Raw genomic sequence first — 16,111 nt, forward strand, 5'->3', positions numbered from 1 at the left:
CAAACTCCGAATACCCGGAAGTACTAGATGGCAGACACACGGCGGGTGCTAACGTCCGTCGTGGAGAGGGAAACAACCCTGACCTACAGCTAAGGCCCCCAATTCATGGCTAAGTGGGAAAGCAGGTGGGACGACCAAAACAACCAGGAGGTTGGCTTAGAAGCAGCCATCCTTTAAAGATAGCGTAACAGCTCACTGGTCTAGATAAGTTGTCCTGCGGCGAAGATGTAACGGGGCTCAAGCCATGAGCCGAAGCTTAGGATGCGCATAGCGCATGGTAGCGGAGCGTAGTGTGACATAACTCCACGCCTTTCATACATCCTCCGGGGTGTATCGAAGGCAAGGAGTTTTCTGTGAAGCCGGCCTGTGAGGGATCCGGTGGAGAGATCACTAGCGAGAATGATGACATGAGTAGCGACAAACAGGGTGAGAGACCCTGTCGCCGAAAGTCCAAGGGTTCCTGCTTAAAGCTAATCTGAGCAGGGTAAGCCGGCCCCTAAGGCGAGGCAGAAATGCGTAGCCGATGGGAACCACGTTAATATTCGTGGGCCAGGAAGATGTGACGGATTTCGAAGGTTGTTCATCCTTATCGGATTGAATGGGCAGCTTAGAAGTTCCTGGAAATAGCCTTCCATCAGACCGTACCCTAAACCGACACAGGTGGACTGGTAGAGAATACCAAGGCGCTTGAGAGAACGATGTTGAAGGAACTCGGCAAAATACCTCCGTAAGTTCGCGAGAAGGAGGCCCGGGTTCAAGGCAACTTGGATCCGGGGGCACAAACCAGGGGGTGGCGACTGTTTACTAAAAACACAGGGCTCTGCGAAGTCGCAAGACGACGTATAGGGTCTGACGCCTGCCCGGTGCCTGAAGGTTAAAAGGAGGAGTGAGAGCTCCGAATTGAAGCCCAGGTAAACGGCGGCCGTAACTATAACGGTCCTAAGGTAGCGAAATTCCTTGTCGGGTAAGTTCCGACCTGCACGAATGGCGTAACGACTTCCCCGCTGTCTCCAACATCGACTCAGCGAAATTGAATTGCCTGTCAAGATGCAGGCTTCCCGCGGTTAGACGGAAAGACCCCGTGCACCTTTACTACAGCTTCACACTGGCATCAGGCACAGCATGTGCAGGATAGGCGGTAGGCTTTGAAGTGGGAACGCCAGTTCCCATGGAGCCATCCTTGAGATACCGCCCTTGCTCTGCTTGATGTCTAACCGCGGTCCGTTATCCGGATCCGGGACCCTGTGTGGCGGGTAGTTTGACTGGGGCGGTCGCCTCCCAAAGAGTAACGGAGGCGCGCGAAGGTTGGCTCAGAGCGGTCGGAAATCGCTCGTTGAGTGCAATGGCATAAGCCAGCCTGACTGCGAGACTGACAGGTCGAGCAGAGTCGAAAGACGGCCATAGTGATCCGGTGGTCCCGAGTGGAAGGGCCATCGCTCAACGGATAAAAGGTACGCCGGGGATAACAGGCTGATGGTGCCCAAGAGTCCATATCGACGGCACCGTTTGGCACCTCGATGTCGGCTCATCTCATCCTGGGGCTGGAGCATGTCCCAAGGGTACGGCTGTTCGCCGTTTAAAGAGGTACGTGAGCTGGGTTTAGAACGTCGTGAGACAGTTCGGTCCCTATCTGCCGTGGGTGTAGGATACTTGAGAGGAGTTGCCCCTAGTACGAGAGGACCGGGGTGAACGATCCACTGGTGGACCAGTTGTCGTGCCAACGGCAGTGCTGGGTAGCTATGATCGGAAAGGATAACCGCTGAAGGCATCTAAGCGGGAAGCCCCCCTCAAAACAAGGTATCCCTGAGGGCCGTGGTAGACCACCACGTCGATAGGCCAGAGATGTAAGCGCAGCAATGCGTTCAGTTGACCGGTACTAATTGCCCGATAGGCTTGATTTGATCCAGTAACAGCAAGGCCTGCTACTGATTGAAAGCCGTACTACACACACAGTGCTTGACTTGGATGATGGTTTCTTTCTCGGTTTGGTGGTCATAGCGCGAGCAAAACACCCAGCTCCATCCCGAACCTGGCCGTTAAGTGCCGTAGCGCCGATGGTACTGCGTCTTAAGACGTGGGAGAGTAGGTCGCCGCCAAACCTAGTAAGAAACCGTCCTCCGTATCTCTCGAAACGATGACCAGCGCGAAAGTTCGAACGTAGCAGTCGCGCACCAAAGTGTCGCGGGGTGGAGCAGCCCGGTAGCTCGTCAGGCTCATAACCTGAAGGTCGTAGGTTCAAATCCTACCCCCGCAACCAACTTTCCCAGAATTTCAGCCCTACCACAGAGACGACCGGCTCTGTTTTTTGGTGTTCGTCAGGTGGCTCGACCGCGTCGCTATCGCTGCTGATGCCTCCGTGCTTGGCGCTTTGTTCGCAAGGCTTCGCCCTTGGGCCACCGTCACAGGAAATTGCACAGGCTACCCTCTGGCGCTTTTCGAAACTTCTGCCAGAGTGCCGCTCTGACGGTCACTTGGACCGTTTTTCACAAATGGAGATACCCATGAGACGAGTTGCTTTCGGCGCTCTTCTCGCCGCGTTCGCGGCCTTTCCCGCCCTCGCCGAGGTCGAAATGATCGACACGGATGGCGACAGTATGGCCTCTTTCGACGAGATGGCCGCTGTTTATGACGCGTTCACAGAGGAACAATTTTCAGCCCTCGATACAGATGGAGACGGCCTGCTTAGCGATGAGGAGCTTGTCGTAGCGGTGGAGGCCGGCACGTTGGAGACCCTCGGAGACTGACCCGGGCGCCAGACAAAAAAGGGGGCCGCGACGCATCTGCCGCGGCCCCCGATCTCGGAATGCTCTGAGTTCACTCTGTGTATTCGGCTATCTTGGCGCGTGCCTCGTCGATCAGCGCCTGGCCGTCGATACCCTTGGCGTTCATGTCAGCCACCCACTCTTCGTAGATTGGCTCGGCAAGCTCGCGCCATTCGGCGGTCGCGTCCTCGTCGAGGGTGATGATGTTGTTGCCGAGGTCGACGGCGATCTGACGCGACGGGGCGTCGGAGGCTTCCATGGTGTCACCGGCAAACATCGAGAACTCGAGGCCGGAGTTGTCGTCGATTACCTGCTGCAGGTCTTCGGGGAGGCTCTCGTACTTCTCCTTGTTCATCGCGAGAACGAAGGTGAGCGTGTAAAGAGAAACGTCCTTGAACTCGGTATGGTTCTCCACCAGCTCGGCGACCTTGAGCGAGGCGGTCACCTCCCAAGGAATGGTGGTTCCGTCAATGACGCCTTTAGAAAGCGCTTCGGACACCGCCGGAACAGGCAACCCAACTGGCGTGGCGCCAAGCTTCTCAAGCAGGATGTTCACCGTGCGCGAGCCGCCCCGGATTTTCATGCCTTCCAGGTCCGACGGCACTTCTATGGGATCTTTCGTGTGGAACATGCCAGGTCCGTGCACCCAGGTCCCCAGGATGTGGAGATCCTGAAACTCGGTGTCCTTCATGTGCTCTTCGAACATTTCCCAATAGGCGCGGCTGGCGGCCTTGGCCGTGGTCACCATGAAGGGCAGTTCAAAGACCTCGGTGCGCGGGTAGCGCCCGGGGGTGTAGCCGACGACTGTCCAGACGATATCCGCTGAGCCGTCAATCGCCTGGTCCATCAGCTCGGGAGGCTTGCCGCCGAGTTGCATCGAAGGGTAGTGCTCCACCTTGATCCGGCCATCGGACTGTTCCATTACGTCGGCAGCCCATTTGTCGAGCACCAGCTTGGGTACGTTGGCCTGCGGTGGCAGGAACTGGTGCATCCGAAGCGTCACCTCCTGCGCAAATGCACTCGTGGCACTCAAGGCAGCCAGCGTAACGCCCCCCACGGCCCCCAAAATCTTTCTGCGATCCATCCTCACATTCCTCCCTTTGGTGTGACGGCTTTGCATTATATTGCCGATCCTGCCCTATATCGCATTATCGATCCAGCAGAATTATCGATAATACTCGGGAAGCTGCAAACAAAAACGCCCCGCGCATGGCGGGGCGTTTCCGGTGAGACGATCTTGGGTTACTGGGAGTATTCGTCGATCTTGGCGCGGGCCTCGTCAATGAGCGCCTGCCCATCGATCCCCTTGCTCTCCATGTCGGCGATCCACTCGGCGTAGACAGGTTCCGCGAGCTCTTTCCACTCTTCGGTGCCTTCGGCGTCGATCGTGATGATATTGTTGCCTAGTCACCCGGAACTGAATTTGCCATCATTGATTTGAGACAAATCAGGGGGCGAGCATGCGTGGACGGGCATCAGTTGCGATAGACCTCAGCGATGAGGAGCGGAGTTTTCTGGAAGCGCAGTTGCGCAGGCACAAGGCGGAGCGGTCGCTTTCGGATCGGTGCCGGATTGTGCTGCGATGCGCAGATGGGTTGACCAGCAAAGAGGTCGCGGCGGAACTTGGTCATGCCAAGCATACAGTCGGGAAATGGCGTAGGCGATTTGCCGAACATCGCATAGAAGGCTTGTCGGACGAATATCGTGCGGGCCGTCCGCGCACAATTTCCGACGCGCAGGTTGCCGAGATCATCAAGCAGACGCTGGAAACGACACCGAAGGACGCAACCCATTGGTCAATTCGGTCAATGGCGGCCGAGACGGGATACTCGCATACGACCATCCGTCGCATTTGGAACGCGTTTGGTTTGCAGCCACATCGCTCGGAGACGTTCAAGCTATCCACCGACCCGCTATTCGTGGACAAGGTGCAAGACGTGGTGGGACTGTATATGTCGCCACCCAACCGGGCTATCGTATTGTGCTTGGACGAAAAGTCCCAAATCCAGGCGCTGGATCGCGAGCAGCCCGTTTTGCCAATGGCACCCGGTGTCGCAGAGCGTCGCACCCATACCTACCTGCGCAATGGGACAACATCACTCTTTGCCGCGCTGGACATCGCGACCGGGGCTGTCGTGGGCAAGTGTTACAAGCGGCACCGCGCGACAGAGTTCCTGGACTTCCTCAAGGAGTTGGACCGCAACCTGCCCGAAGGGCCGGACGTGCATCTGGTGATGGACAACTATGCCACGCACAAGACGCCGAAGGTGAAAGCATGGTTGGCCCGCAGGCCGCATTGGCAGGTGCACTTCACGCCGACATCAGCCAGTTGGCTGAACCAGATCGAACGCTGGTTTGCGGAACTCACTCGAAAGCAAATCCAGCGTGGTGTGCACAGATCCGTCGCTGAATTGGAGGCTGACATCATGGCCTTCATCGATGCGCATAACGATAATCCAAAACCCTACAGATGGGTCAAATCAGCCGACGAAATCCTAACCTCCGTCAAACGCTTCTGCCTCAAGACAATGAACCGAACTTCGATTCCGGGTGACTAGATCCTCCGCAATCTTCAGGCCGGGCGCATCAAGCTCATCCATCATCTTCCCGGCCCAAGCCGAGAACTCGGCGCCGGAGTTGGCATCGAGCGCGGCCTTGGCTTCATCCGGAAGGCTTTCGTACTTTTCCTTGTTCATCGCCAGCACAAAGCCGAGCACGTAGAGCGCATTGCCGGTGAACTCGGTGTGGTTCGTCACAAGCTCAGAGGACTTGACGGCAGTTGTGACTTCCCAAGGGATCGTGGTTCCGTCGATCACGCCCTTGGAGAGCGCTTCGGATACGGCCGGAACCGGCATACCCACGGCAGTCGCGCCAAGCTTTTCGACGAGGTTGGTCACTAGTCGGGAGCCGCCGCGAATCTTCATGCCCTGCAGGTCTTCAGGGGCCTCCACCGGGTCTTTGGTGTGGATCAAGCCCGGGCCGTGCACCCACGTGCCGATGATGTGCAGGTCCTTGAACTCGGTGTCCTTCATGTGCTCTTCGAACATGTCCCAGAAGGCCATCGAGGTTGCTTCTGCGGTGGTCGCCATGAAGGGCAGCTCGAATACCTCGGATCGCGGATAGCGGCCCGGGGTGTAGCCGATCACCGTCCAGACGATGTCTGCCACGCCATCCTTGGCCTGGTCCATCAGTTCGGGCGGGGTGCCGCCGAGCTGCATGGAGGGGAAGTGCTTGATGGTCAGCGTGCCATTAGATTCTTCTGCAACCTTGGCCATCCAGGGCTCAAGGATCTGCGAAGGGACGGAGGCCTGCGGCGGAAGCATCTGGTGCAGGTTCAGCGTTTCCTGCGCCTGTGCCTGGGCGGTGAAACCCACCGAGACGAGCGCGGCGGCCCCTGCGATATTGAGAAAATTGCGGCGAGTTTTCATTTGATCCTCCCAGAAACATGAAAACATGAGATCGGAGCAGATCGTTGCACAGAGGCCCTTTGCGGGCCATGAGATATTGCGCCGCCTTGATCAAATTTTTCTTGAGGTCCAAAAGCAAAGCGCCCCGCCGAAGGGGCGGGGCGCTTGCCGTTCTTGTCGATTCGGCTCAGCTTGCCGCAGCGACGGCCCGCTTGGTGAGCACGCCAATCAGGTGAGCCCGATACTCGGCCGTTCCGTGCAGGTCGCTGATGAGCCCGTCGGCGGAGTGCGAGAGACCAGAGACAGCATCGGCAGAGAAGTTGCCCGCAAGCGCCTCTTCGGCCTCTGTCCAGCGAAACACACCGTCTTCGCCAGCACCCGTCACGGCCACGCCAACCCGGTCGCCGTGTTTGGCCACGAAGACGCCCACGAGGGGGAAGCGCGAGGCCGGTTGTTCGAACTTCTGGTAGTCTGAGGCCTCGGGAACCGGGAAGTCGACGCCGACGATGATCTCACCCTCTTCGAGCGCCGTGGTGAACAGCCCGTCGAAGAAGTCATCCGCCGCAATCTCGCGGCTGTTGGTGCGGATGGTCGCCCCGGTGGCCATGCAGGCCGAAGGGTAGCAGGCTGCCGGGTCGTTGTTGGCGAGGCTGCCGCCGATGGTGCCGCGGTTGCGCACGGCAGGGTCGCCGATGAGCGAGGCCAGTTTGGCAAGGCCCGCAAAGCTGCCCTTGGCTTCCTTGGCGACGGTCCCGTGAGTGGTACCGCCGCCAATCTTCATCGTGCCGCCATCCGACGACACGCCTTTCATCTCGGCGATACCGGTGAGAGACACCAGCTTTTCGGGCATGTTGAGGCGCTGCTTGAGCGTGGGGATCAGGGTTTGCCCGCCCCCCAGTGCCTGCGCCCCTTCACTCGACAGGGCCGCAACGGCCTCGTCGATGGTGGAGGGCTTTTCGAAGTCGAAGTCATACATGTTCGTGTCTCCTCAACCGTTCATCGCTGCCCAGACCCGGGCGGGCGAGAGCGGCATGTCGATATGTTTCACATCCTTTCCGGCGCGCTGCAATGCATCGCACACAGCGTTGACCAGGGCCGGCGGGGAGCCGATGGCCCCGGCCTCGCCGCAGCCCTTCACCCCAAGCGGGTTGTGAGTGCAGGGGGTCTGGCAGGAGTGATCCACGATGAAGTTTGGCAGGTCGGCTGCGCGGGGCATGGCATAATCCATGTAAGAGCCCGAGAGCAGCTGGCCGTCATCGTCGTAGGCGCAGTTTTCAAGCAGCGCCTGGCCGATGCCTTGGGCAATCCCGCCGTGCACCTGGCCCTCCACGATCATCGGGTTGACAACGTTGCCGAAGTCATCCGCCGCCGCGAAGGCCAGAACCTCCACCTTGCCGGTGTCCGGGTCCACCTCGACCTCGCAGCTGTAGGCGCCGGAAGGGTAGGTGAAGTTGGCCGGATCGTAGAAGGCGGTTTCTTCCAGCCCCGGCTCGATGTCTTCGAGCGGGTAGTTGTGGGGCACATAGGCCGCGAGGGTCACATCGCCCCAGGCCACCGACTTGTCGGTGCCCGCAACGGTGAAGGCCCCGTCCTTCAGCTCGATGTCGCCCTCGGAGGCTTCCATCAGGTGCGCCGCGATCTTCTTCGCCTTGGCGATGATCTTCTCGGTTGCGCGCACCATGGCCGAGCCACCCACCGCAAGCGAGCGGGAGCCATAGGTGCCCATGCCCATCGGGGTGTTGGCAGTGTCGCCGTGAACGATCTCCACCTGGGAGGCGTCGATGCCGATCATGTCGGCCACCACCTGCGGGAAGGCGGTTTCGTGGCCCTGGCCGTGGCTGTGCGAGCCGGTCATTACCGAGATCGAGCCGGTGGCGTTCACCCGCACTGTCGCGCTCTCATAGAGGCCCGCACGGGCGCCGAGCTGGCCAACGAGGTTGGAGGGCGCGATGCCGCAGGCCTCGATGTAGCAGTTCACACCCAGCCCGCGCAGCTTGCCGCGGGCCTTGCTCTCTTCGGCCCGCGCCTCGAAGCCGGCGAAGTCGGCCACCTCGATGAGCTTGTCCATCGTGGCGTTGTAGTTGCCGGTGTCGTACTCCACGGCCACCGGCGTGGCATAGGGGAATTCGGTGATGAAGTTCTTCCGGCGCAGCTCGATCGGGTCCATCCCGATCTCGCGGGCGGCCTTGTCGATCACCCGCTCCAGCTGGAAGGTCGCCTCGGGGCGGCCTGCGCCGCGATAGGCATCCACCGGCACCGTGTTGGTGAAGACGGCCTTCACGTTCACGTAGATCAGCGGCGTCTTGTAGTTGCCCGCCATCAGCGTGCCGTGCAGCCACGTTGGCACCGAAGGCGCGAAGGTGGAGAGATAGGCCCCCATGTTCGCGTAGGTCTCGGTGCGCAGGGCGGTAAAGTTGCCCTCGGCATCCAGCGCCAGTTCGATCTTGGTCACGTGGTCGCGGCCATGAGCGTCGGTGATGAAGGCCTCGGAGCGTGAGCAGGTCCATTTGACCGGGCGCTTCACTTCCTTGGCGGCGAAGGTGCAGAAGGCCTCTTCGGCGTAGTGGAAGATCTTGGTGCCGAAGCCGCCGCCCACGTCGGGCGCCACAACCCGCAGCTTGTGCTCGGGAATGCCCAGCACGAAAGCGCCCATTAGAAGGCGAATGACATGCGGGTTCTGAGAGGTGGTGTAGAGCGTGTGATCGCCCGTCGCGTCGTTGAAGTCACCAACGGCCACGCGGGGCTCCATCGGGTTGGCGACGAGGCGGTTGTTCTTCAGCTCCAGCGTGGTGACGTGGTGTGCGGATTTGATCGCGTCATCCACCGCCTGCCGGTTGTCTTCGACAAAGCCCCAGTCGTAGCAGAGGTTGCTTGTCAGGTCGTCATGCACCTTGGGCGCGCCATCCTGAACCGCGGCCTTCATGTCGATCACCGCCGGAAGGTCGGTGATATCCACGTCGATTGCCTCTGCGGCGTCGCGGGCCTCTTCGAGGCTTTCGGCCACGACGGCGGCAATCGGGTCGCCCACGTGGCGCACCTTGCCTTGGGCCAGCACCGGATGCGCCGGCTCCTGCATCGGCTCGCCGTGGCGGTCTGTCACCTGCCAGCCGCAGGGAAGGCCGCCAATGCCTTCGAAGTCCTTGCCGGTGAAGATGCGGACAACGCCCGGCATCCCCTCGGCGGCCGAGGTATCCACGCTGTTGAGCGTGCCATGTGCCACGTCGGAGCGCAGGAAATACACGTAGGCCTGGCCATGAATATTGATGTCGTCGGTATACTTGCCTTTGCCGGTCAAGAACCGCACGTCTTCGCGCCGCTTGGTGCTGGCGCCAATGCCACCGTCTTTGGGCATGTTCTTTTTCCTCCCTTGGGGTGCCGGACTGAAGTCCGATATTTCACTCTTTGTCTCGGGCCCTAATCCAACGTGCCGCGCTAAGTACGAACACGAGCGACAAGAGCAGGCCCGGCAATTTCACAGCTTGCAAATGCTGTGGCGCGGGTTCGATCCAATCGGTCACCGCGCTCCAACCCATCTGGATCGCGATTGCTAGACAGACGATCAAAGCCAGCCCGAGAAGTCTCATCCGCCCTCGCTACCTCACTCAGCGGCAACCGCGCTCACGTCCTGCCCGCTGGCTGCCATGATCGCTTTGACGATGTTGTGGTAGCCGGTGCAGCGGCAGATGTTGCCCTGCAGGTAGTTGCGGATTTCCTGCTCGCTGGGTTTGGGGTTGTCCTTCAGCAACGCGGCTGCAGACATCACCATGCCGGGCGTGCAGAAGCCGCACTGAAGCCCGTGATGGTCCTGAAATGCCTGTTGGATGGTGTTGAGCGAGCCGTCTGCATTGGCTTGGCCCTCGATGGTGCTCACCTCGGCGCCATCGGCCTCCTGGGCAAACATGGTGCAGGCCTTCACCGCCTCGCCGTTTACATGCACCACGCAGGCGCCGCACTGGCTGGTGTCGCAGCCCACGTGGGTGCCGGTGAGGTTCAGCTCTTCTCGCAAAAACGAAACGAGGAGGGTCCGCCCCTCCGCTTCGCCGGTCCGGGATTTCCCGTTGACCGTCATTGTTACCGTTGCCATTGCAATCCTCCCTTATTGGTAATTCCTGGCTTGTTTTCGCTTGGGTCGGGGAGGGTCAGCTGCCGGTCAGGCGCTTGAGCCACCCTTTCTTTTCTGTCGGCGCATCTTCCGCCGGATCTTCCTCGCCCTCGGGCGGGCCCTCGATGGCCGTCTGGAAGTTCTGGAAGAACTGGTCGGCCATCTTCTTGGCGAAGCCGTCGATGATGCGGCTGCCGAGTTGGGCCAGCTTGCCCCCCACCTTCGCCTCGACCTTATAGGTCAGCTCGGTGCCTTCGGGCACTTCCTTGAGTTCCACATCGGCGCCGCCCTTGGCAAAGCCTGCCGCGCCACCTTTGCCCTCGCCCGAGATCGTCAGGCTGTGCGGCTCGTTCATCTCCGAAAGCGTAACGGCGCCCTTGAAGGTGGCCTTAACCGGCCCGACCTTCTGGACCACGGTGGCTTCGAAGCCCTCTTCGGGAGAGCCCGACATCTCGGTGCAACCCGGCACGCAGGCCTTGAGGACGTCGGGATCGAGAAGCCCTTTCCACACAGTTTGCGGATCGGCCTTGATCACGCGGCTGTCGCTGAGTTCCATGAATCACCTCCCTCGATTGATGAAGACCCTAGGAAGGGCGCGCCGCCGCGCCTATTCGACCAAAGGCTTGGTCCGGGTTTCACGGTGCGTTTTCGGGGGGGAGTGTCACCCGCCCCCGACCAATTGGCAAGTGACTGCCGCGCCAGGCTTGGCTAGTCTCGTGTCATGGAAAAAATGGATCGCGATACCCCTGCCGACGCGTTCACCGGATGGGCCCTGGTGGTGGATGACCACCCGCTCTTTTGCGACGCGCTCGTGCTGACACTTACGAGCGTTGCCGCCTTCCGCGAGGTGCGCACCAGCGACAGGCTGGAGGTTGCCCTGTCGATGCTGGGCGAAAGCCTGCCAGATCTCGTTGTGCTTGATCTCAACCTGCCCGACGTCTCGGGGCTCGATGGGTTGATCCGCCTCAAGGCGGCGGCCCGTGGCGTGCCGGTCATCGTGGCCTCCTCGATGGCCGAGAATCAGGTGATTTCGGCGGCCCTCAAAGCAGGCGCTTCGGGCTTTGTGCCCAAGCACAGCCCACGCAGCACTTTCCGAGAGGCCCTGGCGGCGGTTGCGCGCGGAGAAACCTACCTGCCCGCCGATTTCGTCGAGGCCGAGGGTGAAGAGGGAGATGCAGGCGATGCTGTGGAGCGGCTCTCGACGCTGACGGCGCAGCAGTCCCGCATCCTTCAGCTTATCTGCCAGGGCAAGCTGAACAAGCAGATCGCCTATGATCTCGACATTGCCGAGACGACGGTGAAGGCCCATGTCACCGCCATCATGCGCAAACTTGGGGTCCAGAGCCGGACACAGGCCGTGCTCGTGGCCGGGCAGGCCAGATTCTCGGCCGTATTGCCAAGCGCGCCGGTCTCCTCCTAAATTGATTCGCCGTCGGCGTGGAGCTTTGAGCCATGCCGACACGCGGGAGGAGCCATTGTGAACCGGACCAGTGACGCCCAAAGGCGCCATGCCCTGCTGCACCTCGGGCCGCAGGTTTCCGAAGCTTTTGCGACTGATCCTGATCCCGTGTCGGTGCTGGCCGAAGAGCTTGGCCCTGGCCCATTCGCACTCGTCTGCCTGTTCGTGAGCCCTGCGGGTGACTTTCATGAAATTGTTTCGGCGGCCCATGGGCGGTTCGGAGGGGCGCAAGTCATGGCCTGCACTACGGCTGGCGAGATAGGCCGGGCGGGATACGTGGAAGGGCGGGTCGTCGCCGTAGGGTTTCCGACCGGCACATTCTCAACCGCCGCAGTGATGATCGAAGAGTTGAGCCGTCACGACTCGCAGGCCTTCGCGGACAGGCTGGTGCGTGAGCGGCTTGCCCTGGCCGAAAGTGCGCCTGATCGTCCCAACGCCTTCGCTTTCCTTCTCGTCGACGGGTTGTCTCTGAAGGAAGATATCCTCGCCGCCGCACTATCGCCCGCGCTGGGTGGCATTCCAATGTTTGGCGGCTCAGCGGGCGACGGGGTGGATTTTGCCAACACCCGTGTCGCATTGAATGGTGTCGTCGCCCAGGATGCTGCCGTTCTGGCGCTTGTGCGCACCGCGCTCCCGATTCGTGTCTTCTCGATCGATCATCTTCTGCCGACTGAAAACCGGATGGTGGTAACCGAGGCAGACCCGAACGCCCGGATCGTCAAATCCATAAACGCCGAACCTGCCGCGCGAGAATATGCGCGCATCGTCGGCAAGGATCCCGAGCAGCTTGATACCTTCACTTTCGCGGCCCACCCGGTGGTGGTGCGCATCGGTGGGGAGCATCATGTGCGTGCCATTCAGCGCGTGACGGAGGCTGGCGAGCTACAGTTCTTTTCCGCGATCGACGAGGGGATGGTTCTGACCGTCGCGGAGAAGCAGGATATCGTCAGTCACCTGGAGGCCGAGCTGACGGCCTTGGCCACAGAGGAGACCCCGCTTTCGATTCTGGGCTGTGACTGCTTGCTTCGGCGCATCGAGGCAGAACAGGCGCAGGTTGCGCGCGGTGTGTCCGATACGCTGTCGCGTCACAGGGTTGCAGGCTTCTCTACCTACGGTGAGCAATTCGGGCCACTGCACGTGAACCAGACAATGACAGGGGTTGCCTTCTATTCGCCCGAAGAGGTGACCTAGGGCATGTTGGTCAATCCCGAAGACAGCCTCGAGCGTCAGAACGAGAAGCTGCTGCAAATCGTCGATTCCCTCATGCGCCGGGTCGAGCAGAAGAACGAGGAGAGCGGTCTCGCCTACGCCCAGTTCGAGCGGGCGGCCCTGCTGGAGGCGCAGGTCCGCGAGCGCACCATGCAGCTCGAGCGGGCGCTGGACCTGTTGCAGGCGTCCAATGCCAGCCTCGCCAGCGCCAACAGCTCTGCCGAAGCTGCACGCTCCAACCTTGCGGATGCGATCGAGACGGTGGCCGAGGGGTTTGCCCTGTTCGACGCCTCTGAAAAGCTGGTTCTTGCCAACAGCCGTTTCTGCAAGGCGCTTTCTGACGTCAAGCCAAGGCTCGTGGAGGGCCTGAGTTTTGCCGACTACGTGCGGCTCGTCGCCGAGAGCAGGGATTTTGCCCTACCTGCGTCCGAGAGTGCAGATGACTGGTGCGCAAAACGGATGCGCCGCCACCGCGACCCGCATTCGGTGTTCAACGTGGCGCTGGCGCGGGACCGTTGGCTTCAGGTGTCCGAGCACCGGACCGCATCGGGCGGCACGGTGATCCTGCAAACGGATGTCACGGCGATTTTCCGGGCCGAGCGCCGAGAACGCGAGCGCCTGCAACACGGCCACGCGCAGATGTTGCAGGCTACGCTCGATCACCTCACCCAAGGTGTTGCCATTTTCGATGCACAAGCTCGCCTCGTGGGCTGGAATGATCGGCTGGGGGAGCTTTTTGATGTCGACCTTCCCGAAGAACTGCTCGGTGCAGGCTTCGTGGAGATCAGTAGCCAGCTTGGCACGCAGGCCCAGTTTTCCGACGGGCTGACACTCGACAACCTCATTGAGTGGGCCGCGCGCCGGAACAGGCGCGCGCCGCTGAGCTTCGAACTGAAAACGTCCAGCGCCCGGATGCTTCAGGGGTTCGCCCAGGAGATGCCGGACCGCGGCTTCGTTGTGTCCTTCACAGATGTCACCGCCGAACGGCAGGCGGCGAAGGACCTGAAGGACATCAACGAACTGCTTGAGCAGCGAGTGGAAGAGCGCACCCTTGAGCTGGAAGACGCGCTGAAGGAGGCCGAACGGGCGAATACGTCCAAATCTCGTTTCGTCGCAGCCGCCAGTCATGACCTGATGCAGCCGCTCTCCGCCGCCAAGCTCTTCCTGTCATCTTTGGCGGAGGCGGCGGGCGAGGGGCGTCCGGCTGAGCTCGCCGACAAAACTGCCCAGGCGCTGGGCAATGTGGAAGAGATCATCACCGCCCTGCTGGATATCTCGAAGCTCGACCTCGGTCGCGCCAGTTTCGAGGTGCAACCAGTTCCATTGCGGGCCATCTTCGAGCCGCTGCGCCACCAGATAGAGCCGCTGGCCCGGGCCAAGGGGTTGCGCCTGCGTATTGTCGACAGCGAGCAGACCGTGAGGTCGGACCCGGCCTTCCTGCGCCGTATCTTGCAGAACTTGCTCACGAACGCTGTCAACTACACCGACCGGGGCAAGGTGGTGCTCGGGGTGCGCAGAAATGGCGGCTCCGCGCGGATTGAGGTGTGGGACACGGGCCGCGGTATCCCCGAGAAAGACCAGTCCCTGGTGTTTCAGGAGTTCCGGCGGCTGGGGGATGGCGGAGGCGACGGGCTCGGGCTGGGCCTGGCCATTGTAGAGCGGGCTTGCAAGGGGCTGGGGCATCCGCTTTCGCTCTGGTCTGCGCCGGGGCAGGGCAGTTGCTTTGCGCTGAACGTGCCCCTTGCAAAACGCGCGAGCACGCCCCTGTCACGCCAGGTGCAGGCCGAGCCGGACCTGAGAGAGAAGGCCCCGCTGGTGCTGTTGGTGGAAAACGATGCGGCCCTGGCGCGTGCGATCGGCATGATGATCGAGGGCTGGGGGGCCCACGTGCTGCACGCGCATAACGCCGAAGAGGCGCTGGAGTTGCTCGCCGAGGTGCAGCTCAAGCCCGATGCGCTGCTTCTCGATGAGCAGCTCGGGCGCGGCATGACGGGCACCGAATTGTATGGCCTGCTCTCGGGGCGCTTCGGGCGGCTTCCGGCCAAGGTCATCTCGGCTGACCGCTCCCGGCAGTTGCGGGAGGCCTGCGCCACGCTCGGCCTCGAACTTCTGGGCAAGCCGATAGACCGCGAGCGGATCGGCGCATTTCTCGCAGGGCTCTAGGCGCCCCTTGTCAAATGCAATAATTTGAATATATAGACATCAACGAACAGGACGGCGCCTGCCCTGCGAATGTGCAGCGCCCAGAATCGGAGACGTCGAACCAATGGAAACAGAGTTCACACCCTATGCATCGCTGGGCGGAGGGCTGCTGATCGGGCTGGCCGCCGTGATGCTCATGGCCACCCTTGGCCGCATCTTCGGGGCCACCGGCCTGCTCGCGGGCTTCATCCAGCCCGACAGCTCCTCAGAGTTCTCATGGCGCGCCGCGCTGCTCGCAGGCATGGTCTCGGGCCCCGCGCTCTACCTGGCTTTCACCGGCAACTGGCCCGACATCCAGGTGCCCGTCTCCACGCCGATGCTGGCGCTGGGCGGGCTGATCGTGGGCCTTGGCGTCACCTACGGCGCGGGGTGCACCTCGGGCCATGGCGTCTGCGGCATGGCTCGGCTCTCGCCGCGCTCGATCGTGGCCACCCTCTCCTTCATGGCGGGCACGGCGGCGACCGTTTACGTCATCCGCCACGTGATCGGAGGCTGAACAGATGAAGAAGCACATTGCCATCTACCTCATCGGCCTGATTTTCGGCCTCGGCATCTCGATCTCCGGCATGGCCAACCCGGCCAAGGTGATCAACTTTTTCGACGTTGCCGGCACGTGGGATCCGAGCCTGATCTTCGTGATGGGCGGTGCCGTGACCGTGGCCTTCATCGGCTACCGGATCGTCTTCCGCCAACCCTCCCCGCTCTGGGGCAAGGGTTTCAGCCTCCCCGGCACGCGCCAGATCGACGCGCGCCTCATCGGCGGCAGCCTGGTCTTCGGCATCGGCTGGGGCATCGCGGGCTTCTGCCCCGGCGGTGCGCTGCCCGCGCTGGGCACCGGCCGCACCGAGGTCATTATCTTCGTCGTTGCCCTGGTGGCAGGCATCCTGCTCGCCAAACAGCTGCAAAAACTCACCGCGCGAAAGAAACCCGAGGCGGCAAGGGCCTGAGCGCCCGCCCGCCCGAAATGGAG

At 61.4% G+C, this 16,111-nt stretch carries 13 protein-coding genes, 1 tRNA gene and 2 rRNA genes (1 of these 16 only partly in view); 10 read left to right on the forward strand and 6 right to left on the reverse strand.

Annotated elements, in window-relative coordinates:
* From DYI42_RS08770 to DYI42_RS08785, 4 genes are all read left to right on the forward strand, one after another.
* Positions 1 to 1,901, forward strand: a 23S ribosomal RNA gene (locus tag DYI42_RS08770); it begins 928 nt to the left of the window's first position.
* 83 nt (positions 1,902 to 1,984) lie between these two features.
* Positions 1,985 to 2,099, forward strand: a 5S ribosomal RNA gene (rrf, locus tag DYI42_RS08775).
* Positions 2,100 to 2,180: 81 nt separating this feature from the next.
* A tRNA-Met gene (locus DYI42_RS08780) sits at positions 2,181 to 2,257 on the forward strand.
* A gap of 244 nt (positions 2,258 to 2,501) precedes the next feature.
* Positions 2,502 to 2,744, forward strand: a complete 243-nt coding sequence (locus DYI42_RS08785; RefSeq protein ID WP_213545557.1) for a hypothetical protein — start codon at positions 2,502 to 2,504, stop codon at positions 2,742 to 2,744.
* 70 nt (positions 2,745 to 2,814) lie between these two features.
* Here the strand turns inward: DYI42_RS08785 and DYI42_RS08790 are convergent, their stop codons facing one another.
* A complete protein-coding gene (locus DYI42_RS08790; RefSeq protein WP_213545558.1) occupies positions 2,815 to 3,846 on the reverse strand; it encodes a TRAP transporter substrate-binding protein in 1,032 nt (343 codons plus the stop codon).
* A gap of 376 nt (positions 3,847 to 4,222) precedes the next feature.
* On the opposite strand from DYI42_RS08790, the gene DYI42_RS08795 reads away from it, so the two are divergent.
* Positions 4,223 to 5,320 (forward strand): IS630 family transposase, encoded by a 1,098-nt coding sequence (locus DYI42_RS08795; protein WP_213545559.1) that lies wholly within the window; start codon positions 4,223 to 4,225, stop codon positions 5,318 to 5,320.
* On the opposite strand, the gene DYI42_RS08800 is transcribed toward DYI42_RS08795, so the two are convergent.
* The 5 genes from DYI42_RS08800 to DYI42_RS08820 form a co-directional block, all read right to left on the reverse strand.
* A complete protein-coding gene (locus DYI42_RS08800) occupies positions 5,258 to 6,190 on the reverse strand; it encodes a TRAP transporter substrate-binding protein (protein WP_213545560.1) in 933 nt (310 codons plus the stop codon). The two genes, DYI42_RS08795 and DYI42_RS08800, sit on opposite strands and share 63 nt — an antisense overlap.
* 166 nt (positions 6,191 to 6,356) lie before the next feature.
* Positions 6,357 to 7,145 carry an FAD binding domain-containing protein gene (locus tag DYI42_RS08805; RefSeq protein WP_213545561.1) on the reverse strand — a complete coding sequence of 263 codons (789 nt, stop codon included), beginning with the start codon at positions 7,143 to 7,145 and terminating at the stop codon, positions 6,357 to 6,359.
* A 12-nt stretch (positions 7,146 to 7,157) separates the two neighbouring features.
* The gene (locus DYI42_RS08810) at positions 7,158 to 9,521 is read right to left on the reverse strand and encodes a xanthine dehydrogenase family protein molybdopterin-binding subunit (protein WP_213545562.1); all 2,364 of its coding nucleotides are present in this window, start codon (positions 9,519 to 9,521) and stop codon (positions 7,158 to 7,160) included.
* A 246-nt stretch (positions 9,522 to 9,767) separates the two neighbouring features.
* Entirely contained in the window at positions 9,768 to 10,253 is a 486-nt protein-coding gene (locus tag DYI42_RS08815) for a (2Fe-2S)-binding protein (RefSeq protein WP_213545563.1), read from the reverse strand.
* Positions 10,254 to 10,308: 55 nt separating this feature from the next.
* Entirely contained in the window at positions 10,309 to 10,827 is a 519-nt protein-coding gene (locus tag DYI42_RS08820; protein ID WP_213545564.1) for a CoxG family protein, read from the reverse strand.
* A gap of 174 nt (positions 10,828 to 11,001) precedes the next feature.
* Here DYI42_RS08820 and DYI42_RS08825 point away from each other — a divergent pair, with 174 nt between their 5' ends.
* The 5 genes from DYI42_RS08825 to DYI42_RS08845 all read left to right on the forward strand — a co-directional run bounded on the left by DYI42_RS08825 (position 11,002) and on the right by DYI42_RS08845 (position 16,088).
* A complete protein-coding gene (locus tag DYI42_RS08825) occupies positions 11,002 to 11,691 on the forward strand; it encodes a response regulator (protein WP_213545565.1) in 690 nt (229 codons plus the stop codon).
* A gap of 153 nt (positions 11,692 to 11,844) precedes the next feature.
* Positions 11,845 to 12,921, forward strand: a complete 1,077-nt coding sequence (locus tag DYI42_RS08830) for an FIST N-terminal domain-containing protein (protein WP_342344631.1) — start codon at positions 11,845 to 11,847, stop codon at positions 12,919 to 12,921.
* A 3-nt stretch (positions 12,922 to 12,924) separates the two neighbouring features.
* Positions 12,925 to 15,102 carry a hybrid sensor histidine kinase/response regulator gene (locus DYI42_RS08835; protein ID WP_213545566.1) on the forward strand — a complete coding sequence of 726 codons (2,178 nt, stop codon included), beginning with the start codon at positions 12,925 to 12,927 and terminating at the stop codon, positions 15,100 to 15,102.
* Positions 15,103 to 15,205: 103 nt separating this feature from the next.
* Positions 15,206 to 15,637 (forward strand): YeeE/YedE family protein, encoded by a 432-nt coding sequence (locus tag DYI42_RS08840; protein WP_213545567.1) that lies wholly within the window; start codon positions 15,206 to 15,208, stop codon positions 15,635 to 15,637.
* A 4-nt stretch (positions 15,638 to 15,641) separates the two neighbouring features.
* On the forward strand, positions 15,642 to 16,088 hold the full coding sequence (locus DYI42_RS08845) for a DUF6691 family protein (protein WP_213545568.1): 447 nt from the start codon (positions 15,642 to 15,644) through the stop codon (positions 16,086 to 16,088).
* Positions 16,089 to 16,111 lie beyond the last annotated feature (23 nt).

It is taken from the genome of Vannielia litorea (assembly GCF_018424695.1).
GTDB classification, from domain to species: domain Bacteria; phylum Pseudomonadota; class Alphaproteobacteria; order Rhodobacterales; family Rhodobacteraceae; genus Vannielia; species Vannielia litorea_A.